Origin of the sequence: Blautia luti (assembly GCF_033096465.1) — a bacterium.
Lineage (GTDB): Bacteria > Bacillota > Clostridia > Lachnospirales > Lachnospiraceae > Blautia_A > Blautia_A luti.
The window spans coordinates 2,665,100-2,691,253 of sequence record NZ_AP028156.1; the positions used below are offsets into that span (position 1 = coordinate 2,665,100).

Here is a 26,154-nt window from a genome sequence, read left to right on the forward strand (position 1 = left end):
TTATATCCTTTGAAATTATATAACATCATTCCCCTAAAAGCAACCACAAAAAGCCTATCCCTGATGGAATTTTCCAAGAAACTCCTTCATTCGCGCATGTTCTGATGCAAATACTTCCTGTGAGGTTCCCTCCACTGCGATCAGTCCTTTGTCCATAAAGATGATATGGTCTGAAATATCTCTGGCAAAAGTCATCTCATGAGTAACAATTACCATGGTAATGTGCTCTGCTGCCAGATCCTTGATAACCTTCAGGATCTCTCCTGTCAGCTCCGGATCCAGGGCGGAAGTAGGTTCATCGAAGAACAGGATCTTCGGATTCATGCACAGAGCCCTTGCAATGGAAACTCTCTGCTGCTGGCCCCCTGATAACTGGAACGGATAAGCATTCTCCCTGTCTGACAGCCCCATCTGTTTCAGCAGGACTCTGGCCTGGGTATAAACTTCCTCTTTCTTTCTTTTCTGTACCCGGATCGGTGCATCTGTAATGTTCTTTAATACGGAGAAATGGGGAAACAGGTTAAAGTTCTGAAATACCAGTCCCACATCCCCCTGTTTGATGATCTCACCGCTGTCCGGTGTCTCAAGTCCTGTGGCACACCGAAGCAGGGTGGACTTGCCGGATCCGGAGGGACCGATGATACTTAATACCTCTCCCTCTTCCACTTCAAGTGAAATATCCTTCAGCACCTCAAGACTGCCGAAGCTCTTTTTTATGTGCTTCATTTCAAATAATTTCATAAAACATTCCTCTCAACTCCAGAGCGTATTTGAAAAATCATTCCCGCAATCTGCAGAAAGCCTTTCTCAAACATGCTCTACCGGTAATAGTTCAGCTTCTTCTCGATCTTGTCCATGACAATGGCAACGATCAGGTTAAATACAAAATAAAATACTGCTGCGATCACAAAAGGCATCATGGTAGTCTGCGCACTTGCGATCTGCTTGGCAATGGTAAACATCTCTGCTACCGCTACAACGAAAGCCAGCGAAGTATCCTTGACCAGTGTGATGACTTCATTTGTCACAGACGGAAGGATGCGTTTCACTACCTGCGGAAGGATGATCCTGAAAAAGGTCTGCGCCTTACTATATCCCAGGATCTTCGCAGCCTCGTACTGTCCTGTGGAAATTGATTCAATACCACCTCTGTAAATCTCTGCAAAATAAGCAGCATAGTTGATGCTGAACGCAATAAATACTGCGATCAGGCTGTATCCCATGGAAATGCGGATACCGAAAATAAAATATGGTCCGAAATATACAACCATCAGCTGCAGCATCAGAGGTGTTCCACGCATAATGGAAATGTATGCTGACACGATTCCCCTGATCACCGGATTTTTGGACATTCTGCCGAAACAGATCAGCAGTCCCAGAGGCAGTGAAAACACCAGTGTCACTACAAAAATTTCTACTGACACTACCATACCGCCGGCAAGCTGCTGGAGCATTACATTTAAAGACATGTCTTTTCCTCCTGAAAAATTTTTCTCCTGTACAGTAAGAAAAGAGGGTGCACATAAAATGTACCCTCTGTTTCTTTTTATAATCCGGAAAGGCTTTATCCTTTCCTCTTGTATGTTTTATTCTGCTTTTGTTTCTTCTGCTGTATCATCTGCTTTTTCTTCGGAAGCATCATCTGCTGTCTCATCTTCGGCAGCGTCTTCCTTCTCTGCGTCTTCGTCACCGATGCAGAGCATATCAGCAACTTCATATTTCTCAGCCAGCTTGTCTACTTCTCCGGCATCATAAAGTTTCAGGACTTCAGCCCATACAGTATCCTTCAGATCATCATTGCCTTTCTTGAATCCAATTCCATACTGCTCACTCTGGATCGGCTCGTCAAGAATAATGTATTTACCCTCTTCTCTCTGGGAAAGCTGATACTTCGCAACTCCGATATCTACTGCAATGGCATCAGCCGCACCGGAATCCAGGTTCATGAATGCGGTGTTGTAATCCGGGTTCTCTGTAAGGGAACCGAAGCTTGCTGTAAGATCCTTATTATCATCACTGTTTAATGCATCCAGTGCTGCAGAAGCTGCCTGAACGACTACGTTCTTTCCTGCCAGATCATCCAGCTTCTCAATCTTTGAATCGGCAGCAACTACCATTACCTGCTCATTGTTCAGATATGGGTCCGACCATGTATAATCATCTTCACGTCCGTTGATGGTAAAGCCATTCCAGATGCAGTCAATAGAACCGGAATTCAGTTCCATATCCTTGGAATCCCAGTTAATAGGCTTCTTTACAAGTTCCCATCCCAGATTGTCACATACTTCCTGTGCCAGATCCAGGTCGAAACCTACATAGTCTCCGTTGTCATCCTTATATCCGAAAGGCGGATACTCCGCATCAAATCCTACTGTTAATGTTTTATTCTCAGCGTCTGCATATACGGAAACAACGCCTGCCATCATAGAAGCTGCCATTGTACCTGCCATGATTACTGCTAATGCTCTCTTCTTCATGATAAACTCTCCTCTTTATCTGTTTTGTTGTTTACCACATAGTCACTCTACCATGTGAAAGTATGTGTTAATCCTAACACATGGATCTGTAGCTGTCAAGCATAAGAATCCGGTTTCTTTCAGGATCCGGTACTTCTGTGATAATCTCTGGCCAGTTTTTCAAGCATGACATCCAGACTGTCTGTTTCTGCCTGTTTCTCAGGGATCTTCGAGAAATGGTTCAGTGCTTCACGAATTTCTGATCTTAATTCTTCACTGATCTTCAGTTCTTTCAGGCGATGGGCATATTCCTCTTTACTGCGGATGCTACGGTATGCCAGAAGATATGCTTTCAGTGCTTTTTCATTCTCTGTGCCTGAACGGCTGTATGCATTCCAGAAACATTCCATGGCTTTTTCCATCTGGAAAAGATAACTGTAGGCACAGCCCAGATTGTACATGATCCGGGCTTCCAGTCCGTCCCGTTCTTTACTGAAATCCGTCTGATCCAGCAGTTTCTGATAAACGCGGATCGCATTTACATACATCCCGTTCTCTACCAGTGCATCTCCTTTTCTTTTTTTTCTGATGGCTGTACTTTCTTTATTCAGTTCTGTAAGCCGGCCATTCAGCGCTTTCAGTTCCTCATAGGTCAGATAATTGATCTCCTTGAATACAGGGTACAGGATCTCTTCTGCTCCTGCCTCCCTCTCCATTGCCTGGCGCAACTTTGATGCTAGCTGGGTAAGTTCCAGCTCCTCTGCCAGCCATTTGCACAGATCTTCATTGATGATCGTCTGATCCACCAGATAAAGGTTATGATACAGATAATAGCAAAGTTCTTCTATGGTATAAATATTGGTACTGATACTCTCTACGAAATAGGGATGCTCTGCCTTCTTTGTCTGACATAAAATATATCCACTCATCCTCTCGTCTCCTTTACCATTCTACTGTCTCTGTCCAGACCTTACCACTGGACGGAAACATTTCCCCGAACCCCAGATCCTTCACCGTTACCCTGCATTCTTTCTGGGATACATACTGAAGTTCCAGTGACAGCCTTGTAGTCTTATTGGGACGGGGTGGAATTCCCGGCAGCATCATGCCTACCCGTCTTTTCTCCGGATTCTCAAAAGTACTGATAGTAAATACCAGTTCTTCCGTGTTATCCAGGATCAGCTCGCAGGATGCCTTGCAGTCATACCAGTTGTTTCCGGCCTGAATCAGTGGATAATATGTGGGGGAACCCATCACTCTCATTTCCATTCCCACATCTGCCATGACCAGAGAATCACTTAAGAAACGATATCCCTTCAGTGATTTATCCTCCAGTCTTTCTTTGCCTGCTTCACAGGCGCCTCTGGCAAACAGGTTATTTCCATAATATACCTTGCGTTTCTGATAACACAGAAGCTTCACAGACTGCACTGCCCAGTCCTGAGAAAAGCCCTCTCCTGTGATCTGAATGCTGGAATACAGATCTTTTCCCAGTGTCTTCTGGGCGAAGCGGTAAAACTCTGTATCTCGTTCCTCTTCTTCCATGGGAAGTTCTGTCTCCACCGGATCTTCCAGTTTCACCAGTACCGGTCTGGTACCGCCGTTTAGTGTTAATTTACGGAATATCACTTTCTCAGGGGTAAATGCATACCAGGCTACACTGCGGTTCCAGATCTCTTTCTTCTGGGAGAGCACATAATAATAGAAACTCTCTGCATAATCCTGGAGCATATATTTATCATTGGGAAATCCCAGGCTCTCAAAAGCCTTCTGGAAATTCTCCACCTGAATATCTCCAAGTTTCGGAAGTGTAACGATCACGCATTTCGTATTTTTTACCAGCTCAGTGATCCCCAGGAACTTAAGCATTCCGTTCAGAAACTGTGCCAGAAGTCCCCAGGGCTCAGTTTCTGTCCCTGCAACCATGACTTTCTCCCGTTTCTGACAGATCCCGTAAAGGTCATCGATCATGATCCCGCCTTTTTCCCTGGCAAAATATTCAGCTTCCAGTCCTACACAGTAATCCTTCTGTTCCACTCTCCGACAAAGACAGGTAGGCGCTTCATACTGGCTGCCTCCGACCTTCATGGACAGCGAACGGGGTTCTCCGGCCTTTCGGTCATAATAACAAATCTGGGAATGCTCTTTTCCAAAATCAATTCCCACTATCAAATCACGGATTTCGTTCATCTGTTCCTCCTGTCCTTACTGCTCGTCTGATTCCTTTTCGATCACAAACATCTCTTCCACATACTGCTCCTGGCGGAGATATTTTTTCACCTGTTTTAAAACTTCCTGTTCTTTATCCAGTCTGCGTGCAGAAAGCATCTGATTGATCAGCTGATACCTGCTCACCGGGATTCCCTCTACCTTGTTCATGGTGATCACTCTCTCCTGGGTCTGGTGAACCTTTCCGTTCACTTCGGTCCGGAAATAGTACCTGAGGGATTCCCCGTAAAACAGCGTAAAGGTTTTCATAAATATTCCTTCATATAAGTTACGCAGAGGTTCTGTCTGATATTGCAGTTCTCTGCCAAGTCCCGCATCCAGCGCATAGTACAGTGTTACCCTGGCCTCCGGATCTGTATGGTACTCCACGAAGGTCTTATCATCTAACTGATACTGGGTTTTCAGCTGTGCAGGAAGTCTTCTGAAAAATGCAAACTGAAGATCTTTCTTCATGCATTTCTGCAAAATCTCCTGCTCCATTGCAAACTGTTCCTCAGACAGATCTTTATCCCTGGAAAGGGATTCAAACAACGCCAGCCTGCAGATGAAATTCACAGGCCATTTCTGTCTGTATGCAGTTTCCAGCTCATTTCTTACGAAAATACTCATAGGATATTCCCGTACAAATACTCCATATGAGATCTGGGTAAGATATGCGCCGATGATATATTCCTTTCCCGCATGTTTCACATAGTCTTCCAGGATCTTCTCTCCATCCTTGCGGTAATCAGAAGTAAACATCAGAATGCCCAGCAGTTTCTCCTCGAAATCATAAGTATCCATCTCAAATCCCCGGGCACTTTTCCATACAGCCAGCAGGCCATCTACAGGGCCATAGCGGTACTCCATCAGGTATTTCAGGATCACTTCGTCATATTTACCCATACGGTAAACATCCGATGCCAGCGCCAGCAGTTCTTCATCCTCTGCCATATCACAGCGGATCAGCATTCTGCTTGTAAGTTTCAGAAGACTTTCTGTGCTGAGTCCTTCATATCCCAGTTCCGAGATCACAGACATGGCCTGTACGTACAGCCCTCTTTCAATAAGGAGTTCCAGAAGTCCGGTGCGGTCTACCGCCGCATAGGCTCTGTAATCCATCTCCTTCAGATAATCATCCAGATCCTCCCCTCTGACATTCTCCCCGTAATATTTCAGAAGTTTCTTCCTGATATCCTTCTGATATTCCGGTGAAAATTTCTCATCCTGTGGGATTCTGCGGAAAATATCCAGCCCCCTGCGGTCAGGTTCCGTACTTTCACAATAATGGAGGATCAGTCCTGTATCTTCTGCTTTCTGCTCCAGCGCATAATCCACCATCTCCCGCTCATCGAACAGTTTCTTTACATTATAATCCACAGTAGAACAGTAGCGTCTCTGCTGACCATCCTGAAACAGTATCACTGCATCCTCTGTATAGATCCGCGGATATGCGATCCCATGAATGCACGGATATTTTTCCTCATTCTCCAGCTGTTCATGGCGCACAATGATCCACCGGATCTTCTTATCATCGCAGTACAGCCTGTTTGTAAACATCTTTCCGGCGATCAGTTCTGCCTGTCTCCGGTTCTTAGGACAGCTTAAAAATTCCTGATACAGTACTGCATAATTCTCATTCATTTTCCCCTCATTTGCCTTGCGCATGGCAAAGATCTTCATATGATCTCTGTAGTCATCGTAGGTCTGAGGCTGTTTCTCTTTATTATTTATGATACTTGCATAAATAAAGGCTTTTTTATCATCCCCGAGGGAAGTATTATTATACGTGAAATACATCAGCAGAGCCTTGGGCAGTTCTCTCTGATAAGAAGTGTCCATAGTCTCCACATAATATTCATACAGCCTGGTCAGACGAAGACCATGTTCCACTGCCAGTGAAAACCAGCGGAAATATTCCGGCTCTCTGGGATTTCCCAGCATGATATAACGGCAGATCGCTTCCAGGGTATCGTCAGAAGGAAACGCCTCATAGCCCATGGCCATGGCACGGTACATGCTTCTGTTAAATTTCCTTTCATATCCTGTGAGATAGGCAAAACGCATGATCAGTTCCTCTGTAAGGATTCCTTCTTTCCCTGCAAGGAGAAATACCTGTGCCCAGAAACTGCTCATTCTGTGAAGCAGGGACATATCCTGACTGATGTATTTCCATGCTTCCAGATAAAGAAGAGGATTCCTGCAGCCTTTCTCAAACTGTTCTTCCAGCATAAATACAGTTCTGGAAGGTGACTGTGTAAGCTCTCTGTCTGTCTGAAGCCTGATCCAGAAGAGAAGGAAGCTGTCTTCTTTCTGCATATAAAAATTTCTTAATCTTCTGACAGCATGTTCTGTGTCTTTATACAAGCCGGTCAGCATGCAAAGATACAGATAAGCTCCTGCATATTCCGGGTCTTCCTTATGGAAGGATTTATTGCGCAGACTCTTCAGGATCTCTACTGCCTGTTCCATATTTTTCTCTATATCTCTGTTCTCTTCTGTATCTGCATTTCTTTCTGTCCCTGCATTTCCTTCCATATAAGAAAGATAAGCTTCATACATCTGATATTCCGGCGCTTCGCATCCTTCCTCGCGAAGCTGGTTCAGCAGAAATCTGCCGCTGCTGACCCAAGTCTTAAGCTCCATCCTGCCGCAGGAATATTCCAGAAAATCTTTCAGCAGTTCCAGCTTCATTTTTTTCTCATGAAGCCCTGTTCTGAGCTGTACCTGTGGTTCCTGTGATGCAGTGATCTGATATACCAGTTCCTGATAGGGACTTTTTACCACAACCTCACCAAACTGTCTGCCGTGGGTGAGTTTCTCCTTATGGATCACATATTCCACCTGATAATAACTTCCAATGAAATCATCATCCATTACCACTTTCTTCGATACTTCCAGGAAGTCTCCCTTCGTCTCGATGTCCAGCCTGAGATGTCCCCATCCATCCCTCTGTACAGGGAAAGATTCGCGAACGGATTCCCTGATATCATAGAAACTGCTGCTGTCTGTCTTTAATGAAATGTGCACCGGTTTCTTTTTCCCTGTGCTGATGAGAAATTCTTCCAGATGCTGAAAGGTGACCGGCTGTCTAGAAAGTCCTTTATAAAGAGCCATCTGTTTCTTATCTTTCTGATCCAGAAGCTCACGAAACCTGCTGTCTGTAAAAAGACGGTACGCTTCCCTGAAATCATCTTTCGCGATATTTACAAAAGAATCCAGGTCTGTTACCTTTCCTGCCACACTTTTTATTTCTTCTTTCTGTGCACGGATCACGAAAGGAAGCTTGTATTCTCCGATACTGGTGGTAAAGCAAAGCCATCCTTCATGCTTCTCCCCGGGGCGCATACCGCTGCCGTCCACACCGTACTGCAGGCGCACGGTAGTTCCGGAAAATTTATCCATCCCCGGCACTACACGGCGGTTCGAAGAGGTGATATATCCACGGATCCTGTGATTGTCCTCTGTGCCGAAATACAGTTCTCCCCTGTACACATCTCCGGCCTTCACCGTAACTTCGATCTTCTCCTGAGAAAACAAGAGCTGCGGCTGTTCATATTCAAATTTTCCATTTAAGAGTTCTTCAATCTTCTTTTTCAAAGTCGTTCACCTTATATCCTTGCTTATCCATAAATTTTGCTCATTATCTTCTGATTATACACCACAAACCCATTCCGCGCAATAAAGGTCGAAAAATTCCGGAACGGATCTGCCAGCTGGCAGATCCGGTGCATACTTGTTGGCCGTAAGCTCCAGTGAGTCACCGGTCCAGCTCTGCGGACTGCACTGGAGGGGAGAACTTTTTCTTCAGGATGCTTATCCGGATGAGGCATGGCAGGTTCCTGCGAGCCGGAAATTTTCCCTGAAAGACCAGTTGATGTATCTGCTGATCTTTTATCTCTGGACAGACTGGCTGTGATCTTTTTTCTGACTTTTTCTGTTTTTCATTGCACAATTTCATTATATTTTGTATAATTTAATTATCATTATACATTCAGGGAGGGTTTTATGGGGAAAAGAAAAAGTCTGTCTGTAATCCTGCTTCTTATGGCTGTCTGCCTGGTTTTTTTACTGCCTGTTAATGTACAGGCTGCTTCTAAGCTGCGCAGTAAATTCGATCATAAGGCAAGCGGCAACATTTACTACTATGACAAAAAGGGGAAAACTGTCAAAGGGCTGGTGAAGATCCGCGGGAAGAAATATTATTTCAATGAGAAGGGAATTCAGCAGAATGGCTGGCAGAAGATTAAGGGGAATTATTATTTCTTCCAGATCAGAAATGGTTCTTATGCATATATGGTGACCAACCGCCGTGTGAACAATATCTATCTGGATAAGAATGGCAAAGCCAAATATAACAGCGAAGAGCTGCGAAAACTGAAGATCATGGTCATTGCCAACCAGGTGATGAGACAGGTTACCAGAAGAAATATGTCCAAACCTGAGAAGCTTTGGAAATGTTATCTTCGTGCTGTAAATTATAATTACGGAGGCGGCGGCAATGATTACGATTTCCGGTATTATTATTCCAACTGGGATGTGAGTTACGCAGAAGATATGTTTTACCGTGGTGCCGGTGACTGCTTCGCTTTCGCTTCTGCCTTCGCTTATCTGGCCAATGCCATCGGTTCTTTTGATGCGAAGGTGATCTCCTCCGGCGGCCATGGCTGGGCTGAGATTAAAGGAAAAGTCTGTGACCCTAACTGGGCGAAGGTTACCGAACAGACGGAGCGTTATTACCGTATGGATTACGGATTAAGCGGCGTAGACGGACGGCCCTATTACCGCGGAAACAGGGCTTATGTAATCACGATCTGATCCGGGTCAAAAATTAAAGTTTCGGAAGTTCCCGTACATGGGGCTCTCCGAAACTTTTTTCTTATTTATTTGTATTTTTTCTTTGTTATTTATACCAATTTAAATTCAACAAAAGACTGACTGATCGATTTTTTTATGACCAGTCAGCTTCATGCCGCCTTTTGTACTTCCGGAAATTTTTACTGAAACAACTGGTTTCACATCCTCTGAAACTTCTATTTTCACGGATTCCCCGGGATTTATTACTGCAATTGGCATCTGTACTCTTTGTTCTCTGCAAATGCTACCAGGCTTTCCAGGCCGCAGTGGACCATGCTGACTACTGCCTGTTCTGTGTAGAATGCCATGTGCTGGGTCATGATGACGTTTGGGAACTGACGGAGGTAGGCCATGTCTTTATTTTTGATAATGTCAGTTTTCCGGTCGTGGTGATAGATGCCGTTTTCGTTTTCAAATACATCCAATGCCAGTGCACCGATCTGTTCGTCTTCGATTCCTGTTGTGATATCTGCAATGTTCATTAATTCTCCACGGGCGCAGTTGATGAGGATTACGCCTTTTTTCATTTTCGAGATTGTGCGTTTGTTTACCATATGGTAGGTTGCATCATTTAATGGAGTGTGGAAAGAAATGATGTCACATTCGGAATAGACGGTGTCCATGTCTACATATGTTGCATACTTCTTTACATTCTCGTCTTCATGTCTGGAATGTGCAAGGAGTTTACATCCGAAGCCGGACAGATTCTGGATCACTGCTGCTCCGATCTTGCCGGTTCCTATAATCCCTACAGTCATATCATGGAGTTCTTTTCCGATAAGGCCGTTCAGGGAATAGTCGTTGACGTTGATCCTGTATAATGCAGGCTTGTAGTTACGCAGAGTCATGAGAATTAACATTACCGTGTATTCTGCTACTCCATGAGGTGAATACGTTGCATTGCTTACACGGATTCCTGCTTCTGCCGCTGCTTTTAAATTTACATGATTATAGCCGACGGTTCTGGTAGAATACCCTTTCACACCGACATTCTTTAATGCTTGACAGACTTTTTCATCAATAATACTCTGACCCAAAGTAGTAACACCTGCTGCTCCCTCTGCAAGATGCACGGTATCAAGAGTCAGTGGCTCTGCAGTAGTGACCAGTTCATCTATTCCAAGTTTGCCAGCAAGTTTTTTCATGATTTCCGCTTCGTCTTCTCTTACTTCATATGCTACAATTTTCATATATACCCTTACCACCTTAGTAATTCTCTTCTATCTGCGTGTCTTACACTTTTCCTTTATGCTCATAGTCCTGTCAAATATATCTTAAAATTTATAATACGTGATGCGCAGAGAAAAATCAATCCCTGCCTATAAGTATTAAAAAGCTTACATTGACTTTTTCATCGTTATATAGTATTATTTAATACAGTTCAAAAAAATACTTTTTTTCAAAAAGAGGTGAACCTATGCTATGACTCCATCTACATTCATAACTTTTTTTCATGATGCACTCAGTGCTTATAATAAAATGTGCGAACCTATTCTTCATGAGTTTGATATCCCACAGGTTTCTTTTGATATTTTAATGTTTCTGAAGAATAATCCGGATTTATGTACTGCCCAGCAGATTAGTGAATTTCGAAATATAAAAAAGAATCTGGTTTCTGTGCATGTGGATAAGCTGGTAGCTGCAGGTTATCTGCAAAGGGGAACTGTTGCCGGGGACAGGCGGAAAATCTTGCTTTCCTGTACGGAAAAAGCGAAACCAATTCTTAAAGCAGGACTTAAAATGCAACAGGATTTTAATCAAAAACTAATACTCAATATTCCGAAAGAGTACATGAGTATTTACAAAGAGATCATTGATTCTATGGCAGCTAATGCACGCCAAATGATGAATGAATAATCAATAGATTTCCATATCACTCATTGCTTTTCACAATTACAACTGGAAATTCTCTTGATTCATTAAAAAGTTCAAAAAAGGGAGGGTACGTCCATGCAGGACAATAAAAATTTTCTGGGTACGGAGCCTGTTGGAAAGCTTCTTTTGAAACTGTCCATTCCAACGGTGATCGCCCAGCTTATCAACATGCTTTACAACATTGTAGACCGAATTTATATCGGCCATATCCCGGGGGAGGGAAGTCTGGCACTTACCGGTGTAGGAGTCTGTATGCCGATCATTATGATCGTTTCCGCTTTTGCAGCACTGGTCAGTTCCGGTGGTGCACCAAGAGCTTCTATCTATATGGGAAAACAGGATAATGACTCTGCTGAGAATATATTAGGCAACTGTTTTAGTCTCCAGATCATTATTTCTGTTATCCTGACAGCAATCCTGCTGATCTGGGGGAAAGATTTATTACTGACGTTCGGTGCCAGTGAAAACACGATCAGTTATGCGGTAGATTATATGAATATCTACGCTTTCGGTACACTCTTTGTACAGTTAACTCTTGGTATGAATGCATTTATCACTGCGCAGGGATTTACAACCATTTCCATGGTGTCTGTCCTGATTGGTGCTGTCTGCAACATTACCTTAGACCCAATCTTTATCTTTGCTCTTCATATGGGTGTAAAAGGTGCAGCACTGGCAACCATTATCTCTCAGGCGATTTCCACAATCTGGATTATCCTGTTTCTCTGCGGTAAAAAGACACAGCTTCACCTCAGAAAAAGATATCTGCGTCTGGCACCGAAGGTGATTCTCCCATGTGTCGCACTCGGACTTGCAGCATTCATTATGCAGGCAAGTGAAAGCGTTGTATCTGTCTGCTTTAATTCTTCCCTGCTTCATTACGGAGGAGATATTGCAGTCGGAGCTATGACCATTCTGACCAGTGTTATGCAGTTTGCCATGCTTCCGCTTCAGGGAATCGCACAGGGATCACAGCCTGTTTCCAGCTACAATTATGGAGCGAAAAATGCAGACAGAGTGAAGAAAACTTTCCGTTTGCTTCTGATCACCTGCCTGTCATATTCTGTACTTCTCTGGGCTTCTGTACAGCTTGTTCCGAGAGTATTTGTAAGCATTTTTACTGCAGATACAAGCCTTATCGAATTTACTGCACCAATGCTGAAAATCTATCTTGGCGGTCTGTTCCTGTTCGGTATTCAGATTGCCTGCCAGATGACATTTACTTCACTTGGAAAAGCGATAAATTCTATTATTGTTGCGGTTGTCCGTAAATTTGTACTGCTGATCCCGCTTATTTATATTATGCCGCATATGGTGTCTGATCCAACTACAGGCGTATATATGGCTGAACCGATTGCTGATATTATTGCGGTACTCTTTACCTCTGTTCTATTTACAGTTCAGTTTAAAAAGGCACTTGCTGAAATTCGGGATTAAATAATTTCAACTTCATTCACAATAAGGGGCGAACATTAACATTCGCCCCTTAATCTATGTTTTTCTATAAAGTTAAGCTTTTACTGTTCTATTTCTGCGGATAGTCTTCCATTCTGAACGGAATCCTGAAGGTTTCCATAGCTTCTTTCAGGTCTGCGATATTTCTCGGTCCGTAAAGAGGCAGACAGGTAAATTTCTGACAGGTAAGATAACCAAGTACTGCCTGTGTCACAGAAATTCCGTATTCTTCCATAAGTTCATGAAGACGTTCTGCGTTTCTCAGGTTGCCCTCTGTATAATATTCAGATCCTGAAACTGCACTTCTGCCATTGGCAAACAATTTATGAAAAAATCCGTTGCATGCCGCGGAATAGGGCATTGCCAGATTTCGTGGATTCTCCTCATGGTATTTCTGCATTTCTTTGTCCATGATCACCAGCGTGTCATCTGCCATAGGTTTCATCCACGGCTCTCCGATATTATATAAAGCTTCGTTTGCCACGAAACCGCGGTATCCTTTGGATGCGGCATAGGCATCTGCTTCTTTCATTCTGGTTGTGGTCCAGTTGGAGCAGGCATAATAACGGATCTTCCCCTGCTTTTTAAAGTCCTCCATAATATCAATCAATTCGCTGACCGGAACTTCCTCGTTATCTCTGTGATAAAAATAGATATCAATATAATCGGTTCCCAACACACGCAGGGATTCTTCCAGATCATATTTCAGGCATCTTTCACTGACCCTGGATTTATGCATATCCGGATCAGGACCTGTCATATCCGGGTGCCCGCCTTTGCTCACCAGAACAATATCGTGGCGCTTCCCACTGTGTGCCAGCCACTGTCCCAGTACACGTTCACTGCGCCCTCTCTCAGAAGGAATCCAGTCAGAATATACCCTCGCCGTATCATACACATTTCCGCCCATATCCAGGAACGCATCAAACAGGTCAAATGCTTCCTGTCCGGCCCATTTCACACCTGCTTTCACACATCCCAGTCCAAGTCTGGATAACTCCAGGTCTGTATCTTTAATCTTTATTCTGTCCATAAAAACTTTCTCCTGTTCACATCACTTCTGTCTCTTGCTCTTCTGCATCCGGAAACAACTTCAGGATTTTGTCCAGCTTGTCCCATCTCTTATCATTCCTGTCATACTCAACCAGCACAACTCCAACAATTGCCGCCAGAACCACACATCTGCGGATCAGTTTTCTGATACGGATGCGCCTCTTCACATCCATTTTAAACTGCTTTTCATTTTTTCACAATAGAAAAAATGCCCTCCTTACCATTTTCTCTGATAAAGAGGGCACTATTCACTCCATGCACAGACAAACTGATCACGATCGCACAGACCAGTCCTGTGAAGCCTGCTGTCTTTTTCATCTGCTCCTCAGCCGCTTTAAGCGGTAAGGTTAAATATCGGCGGATACGCCTATAACTTAGATTTGCGCAAATATGCGTATTTTTACTGCCGGATACGGCAGATTTCCACATTACAGGTAGTCTGCTGTATATCTGCCTGCATTTATGCTGCCTTTAAAGAATGCGACACGCAGTTATTCAAAACAAGTCATTAATTACTTCCGATACTGTCTCCAGGCGATCGGCTCTCCACGCCTTTGCACCGCAGAAGAGAAGGCCATCGTCTATGTTTCCTTTTACCGCATTGATGAGTCCGTCCGTGATACAATAAGGGATTTCTTTCGGGCTGCATTTTACGAGACATCCGTGGCAGGGACTGTGAGGGATCTGTTCGCCGTTCATGACGCGGGTCATAAATTTGTTCATGATGGCACGGCCGGGCATTCCTACGGGACTTTTTACGATGGCAATGTCGGATTCTTTTGCTTTTAGGTGGGCTTGTTTGTAGAGGATGTTGGCGTCGCATTCCTCGGTTGTGATAAAGCGGGTGGCTACCTGAATGCCGTCGGCACCGAGGGCATCTGCTTTTCGGACGTCTTCCCGATCGCAGATGCCGCCGGCTACGATCACGGGAATTTCGGTCTGGTATTTCTCTGCATATGATTTTACTGTTGTGATGATTTTCTGTATTTCTTCGCCATAGGATTCTTCGGTGTATTTCTCCAGCTCTTCTTTATGGAATCCGAGATGTCCGCCTGCCTGGGGTCCTTCGATCACTACCAGATCTGCAGTTCTTTTGTATTTTCGTTCCCAGTATTTCAGAATTACTTTTGCAGATTTGTCTGTAGATACGATGGGAGCGATCTTCGTCTGGCTGCCTTTTACCAGTTCCGGAAGTTCTGTGGGAAGTCCGGCACCGGAAATGATAATGTCTGCACCTGCTTTCACGGCGGCTTTTACATGGGAGGCATATTCCTTTAATGCTACCATGATGTTGTAACCTATAATCCCGTCCCTGGAAATCCCCCGGGCTTTTTTCATTTCGCTGGCAATGGCCCGTTCATTGGCTGCTGCCGGATTTCTGTCAAAATCTTCTTCTCTGTAGCCGATCTGTGCGGTGGAAATGATCCCTACACCTCCCGCCTTTGCTACAGAGCCCGCCAGTCTGCCAAGACTGATGCCAACTCCCATTCCTCCCTGGATCAGTGGAACTCTTGTGATTTTATCTCCAATTTTGAAATTTTTCATAGTTTTCCTTTCATTAATTATTTTGCAATTTGCTTTGTATTTTAAATATTTTGATATTCAAAGTATATCACAGATAAACTATTTGTCAAGAAAAACTATTTTATATAGTTTTAATAACTATATGTGTCACAACAGTTCTCTGATCCCGCCTCCTGCAGTAAGTTCCTCACAGCTGAACAGCTCATTTACTGCACTTTCATATACTGTACATTTTTCTGCTTTACGGATCTTTTTCGCATATTTTTTATAATTTGTGAACAATGGTGCCAGATAAAACCACAGTTCTTTCATACGAAAAAGAATATTTCTGTCCCCGGACAGATCCTGACAATATTCTGCATACATCCTGTCATGAAACTTCCGGATCTCTGATTTTTCTGCCGAGCAGCCACCACGGATTTCTCTGGCAAGTGCCGGATTCCCAAGTACGCCCCTGCCCATCATGATGCAGTTTAATTCCGGAAAACGTGCCGTCAGTTTTTCATAATCTGCTGTTGTAAAAATGTCCCCGTTATAACATACCGGACCTACGGCATTCTGAAATGCCTTCCCAAAAGCTTCCATGCGGGGAGTATTTTTATAATAATCTTTCTGTAATCTAGGATGGATGATCAGCTCTTCCAGCGGATATTTATTATAAATTTTCAGCAGATCTTCAAATTCCCATTCTTCTTCCATTCCCAGCCGGGTCTTTATGGAAATCCTGACATCACATTTACGAAAAATCTCATCCAGAAATCTGTCCAGTTCATCAGGCCTGTCCAGAAATCCTGCTCCACGGCCTCTGGTCACCACTGTCTTCGAAGGACAGCCCAGATTCAGATTCACTTCCTCATACCCATATTCTTTCAGAGTCTCCACTGTTCTGATAAAATCCTCCGCATTTTTGGTAAGTATCTGAGGAACCGCCTGCATTCCCTGATTATTCTCCGGTGCAATATCTTTCTTTTCTCTGGTGCTCAGATGTCCTTTCTGATTTGGCAAAATAAATGGAATAAAATATTTGTCGAATCCGCCAAAGCATTCCTGCAACGCACGTCTGTATGTATATCCTGTCACTCCCTCCAGCGGGGCTAAGTATATTTTCATCTTGTTACTCTCCTGTATTCTGCTTTATTTCCTGTACACTGTCTCTTATTTTATAATCTCGTTTCTCCTCCTGTCAAATTCTTTCTTTTTCTCCCTGTGAAATCCTTTCCCGTTGGAAAAGCACAGACACCCCGTTCCTCACATAGACTATATAGAAAACCTCTTCGAGGTAAGCATTTGAAGGCTTTTTTGAAACCTTTGTCCATTTCTCAGGAAAAATATTATCTGCTGAAATATAAAGAAGGAGATCTTCATGCCAAAAACCTTCTGATCGAGCATAATCTTCGCCTTGTAGCACATGTGGTCAAAAAATATCAGGGTGTAGACGAAGAAACAGATGACCTGATCTCCATAGGTACCATCGGGCTGATCAAAGCCATTACCACTTTTGATCCACAGAAGGCAGCACGTCTCTCCACCTACGCAGCCCGGTGCATCGAAAATGAGATTCTGATGTTTCTACGTTCCAAGCGCAGACGCTCCAGGGAAGTTTCCCTTTATGAACCTATCGGTACTGACAAAGAGGGAAATGAGATCAATCTGCTGGATGTGATTGAAAGTACTCCGGTGGATATCGTAGAAGACTGTTATATGCGTGAAAACACTTCCTACCTTCTTCGCTCCTTGAAGGATACCCTGACTGAAAAAGAATATCAGGTCATCTGCTGCCGTTACGGCCTTTTCGGCGAAGAAGAACAGACTCAGCGGGAAATCGCCCACCGGCTTTCCATCAGTCGGTCCTATGTCTCCAGGATCGAAAAAAACGCCATCGAGAAACTTCGTATTCTTTTTGAAAACAAATAGCCGCAGCCAACATCTTCTTTCGTTGGCTGCGGCTGTCTTTCCTGTATTCTTTTATTCAGCTCTTCGTAAAAGGTCATAAACCGAAATCTCTGCTCCCAGATCCACAAACAGTTTCTGCTGTGCATGAGGTGCACTCTCCATCGGGTTTCCCTCTTCGTCATAGATCCCTTTCACTGTCACAGACAGGTTCTGTCCGTCCGGTTTCATGATCTCGATAGTTTCCCCTGCTGAGAATTTATTTCTCTGTGTGATCTGTGCGAAACCGCGGTCATCTACTGCCTCTGCGAATCCCAGATAAGTATATTCCTTCTGATAGGTATTATTATCATAGATCTGGGTATTTTCATCCGGCTTTCCATAGAAAAATCCAGTAGTAAACTGACGATACGTACAATTGGAAATCTGTTCCTGATACCATGGCATATTGGCCTGATACTTCTCTGGACTTTCCATATAGTCATCAATGGCCTTACGGTAAGTTCTGGCAACAGTTGCCACATACAGAGCTGTTTTCATACGGCCCTCTATCTTCAGACTGTCAATTCCGCTGTTCACAATGTCGTCTATATGCTCGATCATGCAGAGATCCTTTGAGTTAAAAATATAGGTTCCTCTCTCATTCTCGAATACCGGCATATATTCTCCCGGGCGCTTCTCTTCCACAATGGAATATTTCCATCTACATGGATGGGTACAGGCTCCCTGATTGGCGTCCCTGCCAGCCAGATAATTACTGAGCAGACATCTTCCGGAATAGGAAATACACATGGCGCCATGGACAAATGTCTCGATTTCCATATCATCCGGGATATGTTCTCTGATCTCCCGGATCTCAGCAAGGGACAGCTCTCTGGCCGTTACCACACGCTTGGCTCCCAGATTGTACCAGAAACGATAGGTTTCATAATTGGTATTGTTCGCCTGGGTGCTGATATGGCGCTCAATCTCCGGGCAGATTTCTTTCGCATACATATAGATTCCCGGGTCTGCAATGATCAGCGCATCCGGTTTTAATTCTTTCAGCTCTTCCAGGTATTCTCTTACTCCCGGCAGGTCATAATTGTGTGCCAGGATATTCACTGTCACGTAAACCTTCACTCCATACTCGTGGGCAAAGGCAATTCCCTGTTTCATATCCTCATGGGAAAAGTTTTTCGCTTTGGCACGGAGCCCGAAAGCTTCTCCGCCGATATATACAGCATCCGCTCCGAAAATAACTGCAATCTTTAATACTTCAAGGCTGCTTGCCGGAACCAGCAATTCTATTTTTCTCATACTGTTTTCACTCCTGTTTCACACTGACTGTTACTCCATCTCCCAGAGGAAGAATGGACGTTACCAGTGCAGGGTCATGTTTTAACTGATACAGATATTCCCGCATCCGTTTATATATGGTTCTGTTTCTGCGCTCTACCAGATAATGGGATTCAATAATATCTCCCTCCTGAAGTACATTATCTGAGATCAGCACGCTGCCTTTCTTCATCAGTCTCTTCACATCCGGCAGCCAGTTGATATACTGCCCTTTGGCAGCATCCATAAAGATCATGTCAAAAAATCCATTCAGGCCTTTCAGGATCTCTCCGGCATCGCCTTCCAGCAGGGTGATCTGTGATTCTCTCTCTGCCTTACGGAAATTCTCTATGGCAATGGGAATCCTTTTCTCATAATTCTCTATGGTTACGATCTGCAGATCCTCCGGTCCGTATTCACACATAAGAAGTGTGGAGAAGCCAACGGCTGTCCCCACCTCCAGAATACGTTTCGGCTGGTTTAAAGCCAGAAACATCTTTATAAAGCTCTGCATTTCTCTTCTTATAATGGGCACACGGTCTCTTAATGCTGTCTGCTCCAGTTCCTCCAGAAACGGTGTATTTCCCATATCCAGAGAATTAATATAGGTGCGCATTCTCTCATCAACTATCACGAACCGCTTACCCCTTCCTGTTCATCATCCCCTGCCAGGATTCCCATAATACGGTTAGGTGTATAGGCAGTACTCAAAAGATAAGTACCTGCCTGCAGCTTTCCGTGATAAGTGGACAGTCTCTCCTGAACATAAAATACAGGAGCACTTTTTACCAGCCCTTTTTTCTGCAAGGTCTTGGCGATCTTATACAGAGAAGCATCTTCCGAGATCACCACAGTCACTTCCTGTCCTTCTCCCGGACTCATGGCCTCCTGGTTAAAAACATCATGCCCGAACTGATATGCGGATTTCCCGATCCAGAAAAGCAGAACTACAACACAGACATAGAGGGCGATCTTAAAGATCACTCCTGCCACTGCCACTCCTGCTGCGCCTGCCCGGTCTCTTGTATCACTCATAGCATTCTTCCTTTCTGTTCCTAAGTCTTCTATACTGTGAACGGAGCATCCAGGTCAATTCCGTCAGTCAGTTCCATACTGATCTTCTGCATCATTCTGCAGAGCGCAAGCTCAGCATCCAGATAGGCATTTACCTGCGGATTGCTGCGAAGCTGAGCAGATTCCTTACTGATCTGCTCCACCACATCGAACAGGCTGTCCGCATCACATTCATTCTGAATACGGTAATTCTCACCTCTGAAAGCATCCACCCTGTGTTTCAGGTCAGAATCCACCCTAAGAATATCACTCTGCTTCCTGAATTCTTTATATTCAGGGCTCTCTTTAATGGATTCGATCAGACGGCTGATGCTTTCTCCTATTGTATTTTCTTCCATTGCTATTGCTCCTTATGCCTCCATAATGATCGGCAGGATCATAGGACTTCTCTTCGTGCGTTTCCACAGGAATTCACTCAGCGCGTCCTTTACTACAGTTTTGATCTTGCCCCAGTCTGTAATATTGCGTTCCAGACAGGAATCCAGTGCATTCTCCACAACTTCCCTGGCGTGATCCATCAAATCCTCGGACTCTCTTACATAAACAAATCCTCTGGAAACAATATCCGGTCCTGCCAGAACCACATTGCTGTGACGTTCCAGCGTTACCACTACGATCATGATTCCGTCCTCTGCCAGATGCTGGCGGTCACGAAGCACGATATTTCCTACATCTCCAACGCCCAGACCATCTACCAGGATCGCACCTGTATGGACAGTACCTGTGATCTGTGCACTCTGGCTGTCAAGTTCCAGCACATTGCCGGAAGCCAGTACGAAAATATTTTCCTTCGGGATTCCAAGTTCTTCTACTACATTCTTCTGCGCAGTCAGATGGCGGTATTCTCCATGAACAGGGATCGCATATTTCGGTTTCACCAGTGAATAGATCAGCTTGATTTCTTCCTGGCAGGCATGTCCTGAAACATGGACATCCTGGAAGATTACTTTCGCGCCTTTCATGGACAATTCATTGATAACCTTGGATACAGCTTTCTCATTACCCGGGATTGGGTTGGAACTGAAGATAATGGTATCGTTCGGTTTGATCACAATCTTCTTATGGATATTCGCTGCCATACGTGACAATGCTGCCATAGACTCACCCTGGCTTCCTGTTGTGATCAGCACCACCTGCTCATCCGGGTAATTCTTCACCTGGTCGATCTCAATCAGTGTCTGATCCGGAATGCGCAGATATCCCAGCTCAGCTGCAGTCGTAATGACATTTACCATACTGCGGCCTTCCACTGCAACCTTTCTGCCGAATCGATATGCAGTATTGATGATCTGCTGTACACGGTCTACATTGGATGCGAAAGTTGCGATAATGATCCTGTTGGTCTTATATTCATTGAACAGATTATCAAACACATGTCCTACAGATCGTTCTGACATAGTGAATCCAGTACGTTCTGCATTAGTACTGTCGCACATCAGAGCAAGTACGCCCTTTCTGCCGATCTCTGCGAAACGCTGCAGGTCAATAGCATCTCCGAATACAGGTGTATAATCCACTTTAAAGTCACCGGTATGCACAACAATACCTGCCGGAGAGTAGATGGCAAGTGCAGAAGCATCCTGGATACTGTGGTTGGTTTTGATAAATTCAATGGAGAAATCTCCCAGATTAATGACCTGTCCATGTTTCACTTCTTTCAGTTTCGTGGTACGGGTCATATTATGCTCTTTTAATTTATTCGCGATCAGGGCAATGGTCAGTTTCGTGGAATAAACCGGCACATTTACATCTTTCAGTACATACGGAAGAGCTCCGATATGGTCTTCATGTCCATGTGTGATCACGAATCCCTTTACCTTCGAAATATTTTCCTTCAGATAGGTTACATCAGGGATGACCAGGTCAATTCCCAGCATATCGTCCTCAGGGAATGCCAGACCACAGTCAACAACTACAATACTGTCTTCGTATTCGAATGCAGTAATATTCATACCGATCTGCTCCAGACCTCCCAGCGGAATGATCTTTAATTTGGAAGTCGGCTTCTTTGGTCTCCGTACATTATTCTTCATTGGATTCTTAAATGCCAGCGGCTTTCCGGATTTCTCTTTGTCAGGAGTTTGCTTCTTATCCTGTGCCTGTTTTTTATTATAGAAATTCTTATGCTGTGGTTTGTATTTGTAATTTTTCTGTCTGTTATACGGTCTTTTCTGTCCATAACCGGACTGCCCTTCATGAGATTCACGGCTCTCATGATTCAGTTCATTATTATTCTCGTTACTCAAGCATTTACACCTCCATGCTTTTATTTTTTATTATTTTACATTTCAAGGTCTACGTCATCTAACATCTGTTCAAAAACTTTAAACACTGCCTGCAGTTCGTTCTCATCCTCGACCATTTCATAGCAGGCTTCCTGACTTTCATCATCCGATACGTCTTTGAAAATATAGGCTGTTGCCTCATCATCCAGAGAATCGGACACCAGAAGATAGGCAGTTCCACCGATCCTGGTCTGCTCTTCTACATAAAACTCTGCTTCTTTTCCGTCCTCCAGCTGAAATCTGATCTTTTCCATAAAATTATTCTCCTACATGGACAGGGAATCAAGATATCCCTGCAAAATAAACACAGCCGCCAGTTTATCCATATACTGTTTGCGGTTCTCTCTGCGCACACTGGCTTCCATAAGGGTGCGGTTGGCCTCCACTGTTGTCAGCCGTTCATCCCACATGATCACAGGCAGACCTGTCCGTCTCTCCAGCATCTGCTGAAATTCCAGGGATTTCTCTGCTCTCTCCCCTATTGTATTATTCATATTCTTCGGATACCCAAGTACGATCCGTTCCACCTGATACTCCGAAATCAGTTCTTCAATACGTGCAAGAGTCTGACGAAGCTTGTTCTCCTGTTTGCGCCAGATCGTCTCCACACCCTGCGCAGTAAGCCCTAACGGGTCACTGACTGCCACTCCTACGGTCTTCGATCCGTAATCTAATCCAAGAATCCTCATATCAGCGTTCCCAGGATTTGTTCTTAATATACTCGTTTAAAAGTTCCTCTACCAGTTCGTCGCGCTCAACTTTCATGATCATGCTTCTTGCGCCTTTATGGCTGGTAATATAAGTCGGATCTCCGGACATAATGTAACCTACAATCTGATTGACCGGATTATATCCTTTCTCATCCATTGCATTATAAACCAGGTCAAGAACTTCTTTTACCTGAAGTTCCTGGTCCGGTTTGGTTCTGAAGTATTGGGTATTTCCCAGATTATTCTCTGCCATTTCTCTCACGTCCTTACTTTTTTTATTCTATATTATTTTAATATAATTCGAATTATTGTGCAACTGCTAAATTACAACACCTCTCCTGTAATGATATGCTCTTCCAGGAAATGGTCTGCTTTTACTGTAACTATGTCATTTACCGTATATCCGTCTTCTTTCGGTACCGCTGTTTTAATGTATTCTTTGCTGTGGCCTACGTACCAGGTTTTGCCCTGGATCTCCACCTCTTCTTCCAGAAGCACCTGCAGCTGGTTTCCGATCATGGATTTCTCATATTCTACTGCATGTTTCTCATTCAAAGCCAGCATCTGATCACTTCTGGTCGCTTTCTGGGCTTCTGTCAGCTGTCCGGACATCGCTGCCGCCTTTGTCCCATGTCTTCTGGAATATTTGAAAATATGTGTTTCATAGAAATGAATGCTGTCTACAAAATCGTAGGAAGCCTGGAACTCGTCTTCTGTCTCCATAGGGAATCCTACGATCACATCTGTAGTCAGTGCCGGATTTCTGAAATATTTGCGCAGAAGTGTGCATTTCTCTGCATATTCTGTACTTCTGTATCTGCGGTTCATCCTCTCCAGCGTAGCATCACATCCGCTCTGAAGGGACAGATGGAAATGGGGACACATTTTCGGAAGTGCAGAGATGGTTTTCGCAAATTCCTCTGTGATAATTCCAGGTTCCAGTGATCCCAGACGAATCCGCTCAATCCCGTCGATCTCATGCACTGCCTGGATCAGGGAAAGCAGGGTTTCTTTTTCCCCTTCCGGGAAATCTACACCGTAAGATGTAAGATGGATCCCTGTCAGTACCACCTCTTTGTATCCTTTTTCTGCCAGAGCACGTACTTCCTCCAGCACATGGGCGATCTTACGGCTTCTGACTCTTCCTCTGGCATAGGGGATGATACAATAAGTACAGAACTGATTGCAGCCATCCTGAACTTTGATATATGCACGTACATGTTCTGCAGTATGATCAATGGCCAGGTCTTCGTACTCTTTCGTCTGATTGATCTTTATCACATGTTTCTGTTTGGTATGCTGCTGTTCATATTCTTCCAGAACCTCTACAATGTTCTTCTTCTGATTATTTCCCAGGATCAGGTCTACGGCGTCATCTTTGTCCAGCTTTCCTTCGTCTGTCTGTACATAACATCCGGCTGCAATAACAATGGCATCCGGATTCATCTTTTTCGCCTTATGGAGCATTTGTCTGGATTTACGGTCTGCAATATTGGTAACTGTACATGTATTTATCAGATAAACATCAGCTCCTGGCTCAAACGGCACGATCTCATATCCTGCCTGTTCCAGCAGCTGCTGCATTGCTTCTACTTCATATGCGTTGACTTTACAGCCTAAATTGTGAAGTGCAACCTTTTTTTTCATTTTTCCTCCTAAACTGTGGTTTCTGTGCAACCTTTCTACATTTTCACTAAATCTTTCTGGAAATTTTATCCGTTTTCACCTTGACTTTTTGTAGGGGTGCAGGTAAGATGAAGACTGTAAGCTGAACGTGTAATTCGTCAGCAATAACTATTCTTAAGGGAGGTTCTCATAATGAAAACAGTAAAAATCTCACTGAACTCTATTGATAAAGTGAAAGCATTCGTAAACGAAATCAGCAAATTTGACTGCGATTTCGATTTAGTATCCGGAAGATACGTAATTGATGCAAAATCTATCATGGGTATTTTCAGTCTTGATTTATCCAAACCAATCGACTTAAACATCCATGCTGACGGTGCTGCTCTTGATACTGTTATGGGTATCGTAGGTAAATACGTTACTGAATAATCAGCACATCTGATTTTTGCAATTGACGGGGAACTGGTAACAGTTCCTCTTTTTTTGTGCCACCAGGGTTTCAAACATGAGGAAGCAGTGAAACGGATTCCGAATGTTTGTAAGATTGTGGTGTTGCTTTGCAACACCACAATCGGGTGGCAGCTACTACCCTATAGCATCTCAATCTACAGGTATTAACGTACCGTAATCGACATCAGTCAATCTCAATAATCTCAACCGTCTCCAATGCTGTTTTCATCAGTTCGTCAATTTTCTCTTCCAGTTTGGTTTCTGAACGATGGATCACATTCAGATTTGGTTTGGTTACCGGGTGTTTGGCTACGAAGATGGTACAGCAGTCTTCGAATGGCTGGATGGATGTCTCGTAGGTTCCGATCTCCCAGGATCTTTCTACGATTTCCTGTTTATCGAATCCGATAACCGGACGATATACAGGGAGTGTGCAGACTTCATTTGTTGCAGCAAGGCTCTGTAAAGTCTGGCTGGCAACCTGGCCGATGCTTTCTCCTGTGATCAGGCCGAGGCATCTGCTTTCTTTTGCAAAATGCTCTGCAATACGCATCATGTAACGACGCATGATAATAGTCAGCTCATCGTGTGGGCACTGGTCATAGATATAGAGCTGGATATCTGTAAAGTTTACCACATGGAGACGGATCGGTCCACTGTATTTTGCTACCTGTTTTGCCAGGTCTACGACTTTCTGTTTTGCTCTTTCGCTTGTGTATGGCGGAGCATGGAAATATACGGCGTCAATCTTAACACCACGTTTTGCGATCATGTAACCAGCTACCGGGCTGTCGATTCCGCCGGAAAGGAGAAGCATGGCTTTTCCGTTTGTGCCGATCGGCATTCCGCCTGCGCCTTTAATGGTCTGGGAATATACATAGATCTTGTCACGGATTTCTACTGAAAGAGTCAGGTCCGGTTCATGTACATCTACACTTGCATCCGGGAACTCATCCAGGATACGGCCACCCAGTTCTGCGCTGACTTCCATGGATGTGATTGGATAGGATTTCTTTGCTCTTCTTGTATATACTTTGAAGCTTCCGTTGTAGTTCGTGTGGCAGTTCTTCATATAGGAAACTACGTCTTTTGCCATCTGCTCAAATCCCTGGTCTTCATAGATCACTACAGGGCAGATTCCAACGATACCAAATACGTGCTGCAGAGCTTCTACAGTCTCATCATAGTCATACTGCTCCGGGCAGAATACATAGATTCTTCCCTGTTCTTTCTTTACTTCAAACTCGCCTTCTACTTTGGAAAGGGCGATGTTCATCTGCTTTACAAGGGCATCTTCGAAGATGTATCTGTTCTTACCCTTGATTGCGATTTCTGCGTATTTTATTAAAAATGCGTGAAATATCATTTGTTTCT

The 26,154-nt window shown here is 44.0% G+C and carries 28 protein-coding genes; 6 read left to right on the forward strand and 22 right to left on the reverse strand.

Features of this window, described 5'->3' with window-relative positions; genetic code table 11:
• Positions 1–54: 54 nt before the first annotated feature.
• The 6 genes from R8695_RS12325 to R8695_RS12350 form a co-directional block, all read right to left on the reverse strand.
• Entirely contained in the window at positions 55–741 is a 687-nt protein-coding gene (locus tag R8695_RS12325) for an amino acid ABC transporter ATP-binding protein (RefSeq protein ID WP_118508316.1), read from the reverse strand.
• Positions 742–818: 77 nt separating this feature from the next.
• On the reverse strand, positions 819–1,469 hold the full coding sequence (locus R8695_RS12330) for an amino acid ABC transporter permease (protein ID WP_154780225.1): 651 nt from the start codon (positions 1,467–1,469) through the stop codon (positions 819–821).
• Between the two features lie 117 nt (positions 1,470–1,586).
• Positions 1,587–2,477, reverse strand: a complete 891-nt coding sequence (locus tag R8695_RS12335) for an amino acid ABC transporter substrate-binding protein (RefSeq protein WP_154780224.1) — start codon at positions 2,475–2,477, stop codon at positions 1,587–1,589.
• A gap of 119 nt (positions 2,478–2,596) precedes the next feature.
• Positions 2,597–3,385, reverse strand: coding sequence for a hypothetical protein (locus R8695_RS12340; protein ID WP_154780223.1), 789 nt, complete (start codon positions 3,383–3,385; stop codon positions 2,597–2,599).
• 13 nt (positions 3,386–3,398) lie between these two features.
• The gene (locus tag R8695_RS12345) at positions 3,399–4,646 is read right to left on the reverse strand and encodes a DUF5716 family protein (protein ID WP_154780222.1); all 1,248 of its coding nucleotides are present in this window, start codon (positions 4,644–4,646) and stop codon (positions 3,399–3,401) included.
• 15 nt (positions 4,647–4,661) lie between these two features.
• A complete protein-coding gene (locus tag R8695_RS12350; RefSeq protein WP_154780221.1) occupies positions 4,662–8,264 on the reverse strand; it encodes a DUF5717 family protein in 3,603 nt (1,200 codons plus the stop codon).
• Positions 8,265–8,403: 139 nt separating this feature from the next.
• On the opposite strand from R8695_RS12350, the gene R8695_RS12355 reads away from it, so the two are divergent.
• On the forward strand, positions 8,404–8,583 hold the full coding sequence (locus tag R8695_RS12355) for a hypothetical protein (RefSeq protein WP_167515467.1): 180 nt from the start codon (positions 8,404–8,406) through the stop codon (positions 8,581–8,583).
• An 89-nt stretch (positions 8,584–8,672) separates the two neighbouring features.
• Positions 8,673–9,482 (forward strand): transglutaminase domain-containing protein, encoded by an 810-nt coding sequence (locus R8695_RS12360; protein ID WP_118508309.1) that lies wholly within the window; start codon positions 8,673–8,675, stop codon positions 9,480–9,482.
• A 242-nt stretch (positions 9,483–9,724) separates the two neighbouring features.
• Here R8695_RS12360 and R8695_RS12365 read toward each other — a convergent pair whose 3' ends face one another.
• Positions 9,725–10,711, reverse strand: a complete 987-nt coding sequence (locus tag R8695_RS12365; RefSeq protein WP_154780219.1) for a D-isomer specific 2-hydroxyacid dehydrogenase family protein — start codon at positions 10,709–10,711, stop codon at positions 9,725–9,727.
• Positions 10,712–10,943: 232 nt separating this feature from the next.
• On the opposite strand from R8695_RS12365, the gene R8695_RS12370 reads away from it, so the two are divergent.
• A complete protein-coding gene (locus R8695_RS12370) occupies positions 10,944–11,378 on the forward strand; it encodes a MarR family winged helix-turn-helix transcriptional regulator (RefSeq protein WP_118508307.1) in 435 nt (144 codons plus the stop codon).
• A gap of 93 nt (positions 11,379–11,471) precedes the next feature.
• Complete coding sequence (locus R8695_RS12375) at positions 11,472–12,833, forward strand: MATE family efflux transporter (RefSeq protein WP_154780218.1); 1,362 nt, start codon at positions 11,472–11,474, stop codon at positions 12,831–12,833.
• 88 nt (positions 12,834–12,921) lie between these two features.
• On the opposite strand, the gene R8695_RS12380 is transcribed toward R8695_RS12375, so the two are convergent.
• The 5 genes from R8695_RS12380 to R8695_RS12400 form a co-directional block, all read right to left on the reverse strand.
• A complete protein-coding gene (locus R8695_RS12380; protein ID WP_154780217.1) occupies positions 12,922–13,884 on the reverse strand; it encodes an aldo/keto reductase in 963 nt (320 codons plus the stop codon).
• Positions 13,885–13,900: 16 nt separating this feature from the next.
• Positions 13,901–14,077 carry a hypothetical protein gene (locus tag R8695_RS12385; RefSeq protein ID WP_154780216.1) on the reverse strand — a complete coding sequence of 59 codons (177 nt, stop codon included), beginning with the start codon at positions 14,075–14,077 and terminating at the stop codon, positions 13,901–13,903.
• A gap of 13 nt (positions 14,078–14,090) precedes the next feature.
• Entirely contained in the window at positions 14,091–14,222 is a 132-nt protein-coding gene (locus R8695_RS12390; protein WP_279238203.1) for a hypothetical protein, read from the reverse strand.
• A 177-nt stretch (positions 14,223–14,399) separates the two neighbouring features.
• Complete coding sequence (locus tag R8695_RS12395; protein ID WP_154780215.1) at positions 14,400–15,449, reverse strand: NAD(P)H-dependent flavin oxidoreductase; 1,050 nt, start codon at positions 15,447–15,449, stop codon at positions 14,400–14,402.
• A gap of 126 nt (positions 15,450–15,575) precedes the next feature.
• The gene (locus R8695_RS12400) at positions 15,576–16,538 is read right to left on the reverse strand and encodes a tRNA dihydrouridine synthase (protein WP_154780214.1); all 963 of its coding nucleotides are present in this window, start codon (positions 16,536–16,538) and stop codon (positions 15,576–15,578) included.
• A 177-nt stretch (positions 16,539–16,715) separates the two neighbouring features.
• Between R8695_RS12400 and sigK the strand changes: the two genes are divergently transcribed.
• Entirely contained in the window at positions 16,716–17,342 is a 627-nt protein-coding gene (sigK, locus tag R8695_RS12405) for an RNA polymerase sporulation sigma factor SigK (RefSeq protein WP_154780213.1), read from the forward strand.
• A gap of 51 nt (positions 17,343–17,393) precedes the next feature.
• Here the strand turns inward: sigK and R8695_RS12410 are convergent, their stop codons facing one another.
• From R8695_RS12410 to mtaB, 9 genes are all read right to left on the reverse strand, one after another.
• Complete coding sequence (locus tag R8695_RS12410; RefSeq protein ID WP_118508300.1) at positions 17,394–18,617, reverse strand: peptidase U32 family protein; 1,224 nt, start codon at positions 18,615–18,617, stop codon at positions 17,394–17,396.
• Positions 18,618–18,624: 7 nt separating this feature from the next.
• Positions 18,625–19,269, reverse strand: a complete 645-nt coding sequence (locus R8695_RS12415; RefSeq protein ID WP_118508299.1) for an O-methyltransferase — start codon at positions 19,267–19,269, stop codon at positions 18,625–18,627.
• Positions 19,266–19,670 carry an endolytic transglycosylase MltG gene (locus tag R8695_RS12420; RefSeq protein WP_118508298.1) on the reverse strand — a complete coding sequence of 135 codons (405 nt, stop codon included), beginning with the start codon at positions 19,668–19,670 and terminating at the stop codon, positions 19,266–19,268. Before R8695_RS12420 ends, R8695_RS12415 begins: the two co-directional genes overlap by 4 nt.
• 29 nt (positions 19,671–19,699) lie before the next feature.
• Complete coding sequence (locus R8695_RS12425; protein WP_118508297.1) at positions 19,700–20,047, reverse strand: YlbF/YmcA family competence regulator; 348 nt, start codon at positions 20,045–20,047, stop codon at positions 19,700–19,702.
• 12 nt (positions 20,048–20,059) lie between these two features.
• The gene (locus tag R8695_RS12430; protein WP_118508492.1) at positions 20,060–21,742 is read right to left on the reverse strand and encodes a ribonuclease J; all 1,683 of its coding nucleotides are present in this window, start codon (positions 21,740–21,742) and stop codon (positions 20,060–20,062) included.
• A 248-nt stretch (positions 21,743–21,990) separates the two neighbouring features.
• Complete coding sequence (locus R8695_RS12435) at positions 21,991–22,248, reverse strand: DUF1292 domain-containing protein (RefSeq protein WP_118508296.1); 258 nt, start codon at positions 22,246–22,248, stop codon at positions 21,991–21,993.
• Between the two features lie 12 nt (positions 22,249–22,260).
• Positions 22,261–22,683, reverse strand: a complete 423-nt coding sequence (gene ruvX / locus R8695_RS12440; protein WP_118508295.1) for a Holliday junction resolvase RuvX — start codon at positions 22,681–22,683, stop codon at positions 22,261–22,263.
• 1 nt (position 22,684) lies between these two features.
• On the reverse strand, positions 22,685–22,957 hold the full coding sequence (locus R8695_RS12445; protein WP_118508294.1) for an IreB family regulatory phosphoprotein: 273 nt from the start codon (positions 22,955–22,957) through the stop codon (positions 22,685–22,687).
• Positions 22,958–23,028: 71 nt separating this feature from the next.
• Positions 23,029–24,351, reverse strand: a complete 1,323-nt coding sequence (gene mtaB / locus R8695_RS12450) for a tRNA (N(6)-L-threonylcarbamoyladenosine(37)-C(2))-methylthiotransferase MtaB (RefSeq protein WP_118508293.1) — start codon at positions 24,349–24,351, stop codon at positions 23,029–23,031.
• Between the two features lie 171 nt (positions 24,352–24,522).
• On the opposite strand from mtaB, the gene R8695_RS12455 reads away from it, so the two are divergent.
• Positions 24,523–24,759: an HPr family phosphocarrier protein gene (locus R8695_RS12455; protein WP_118508292.1), complete on the forward strand. Its 237-nt coding sequence runs from the start codon at positions 24,523–24,525 to the stop codon at positions 24,757–24,759.
• A 205-nt stretch (positions 24,760–24,964) separates the two neighbouring features.
• Here the strand turns inward: R8695_RS12455 and thiI are convergent, their stop codons facing one another.
• Complete coding sequence (gene thiI / locus R8695_RS12460; RefSeq protein ID WP_118508291.1) at positions 24,965–26,146, reverse strand: tRNA uracil 4-sulfurtransferase ThiI; 1,182 nt, start codon at positions 26,144–26,146, stop codon at positions 24,965–24,967.
• Positions 26,147–26,154: the final 8 nt, after the last annotated feature.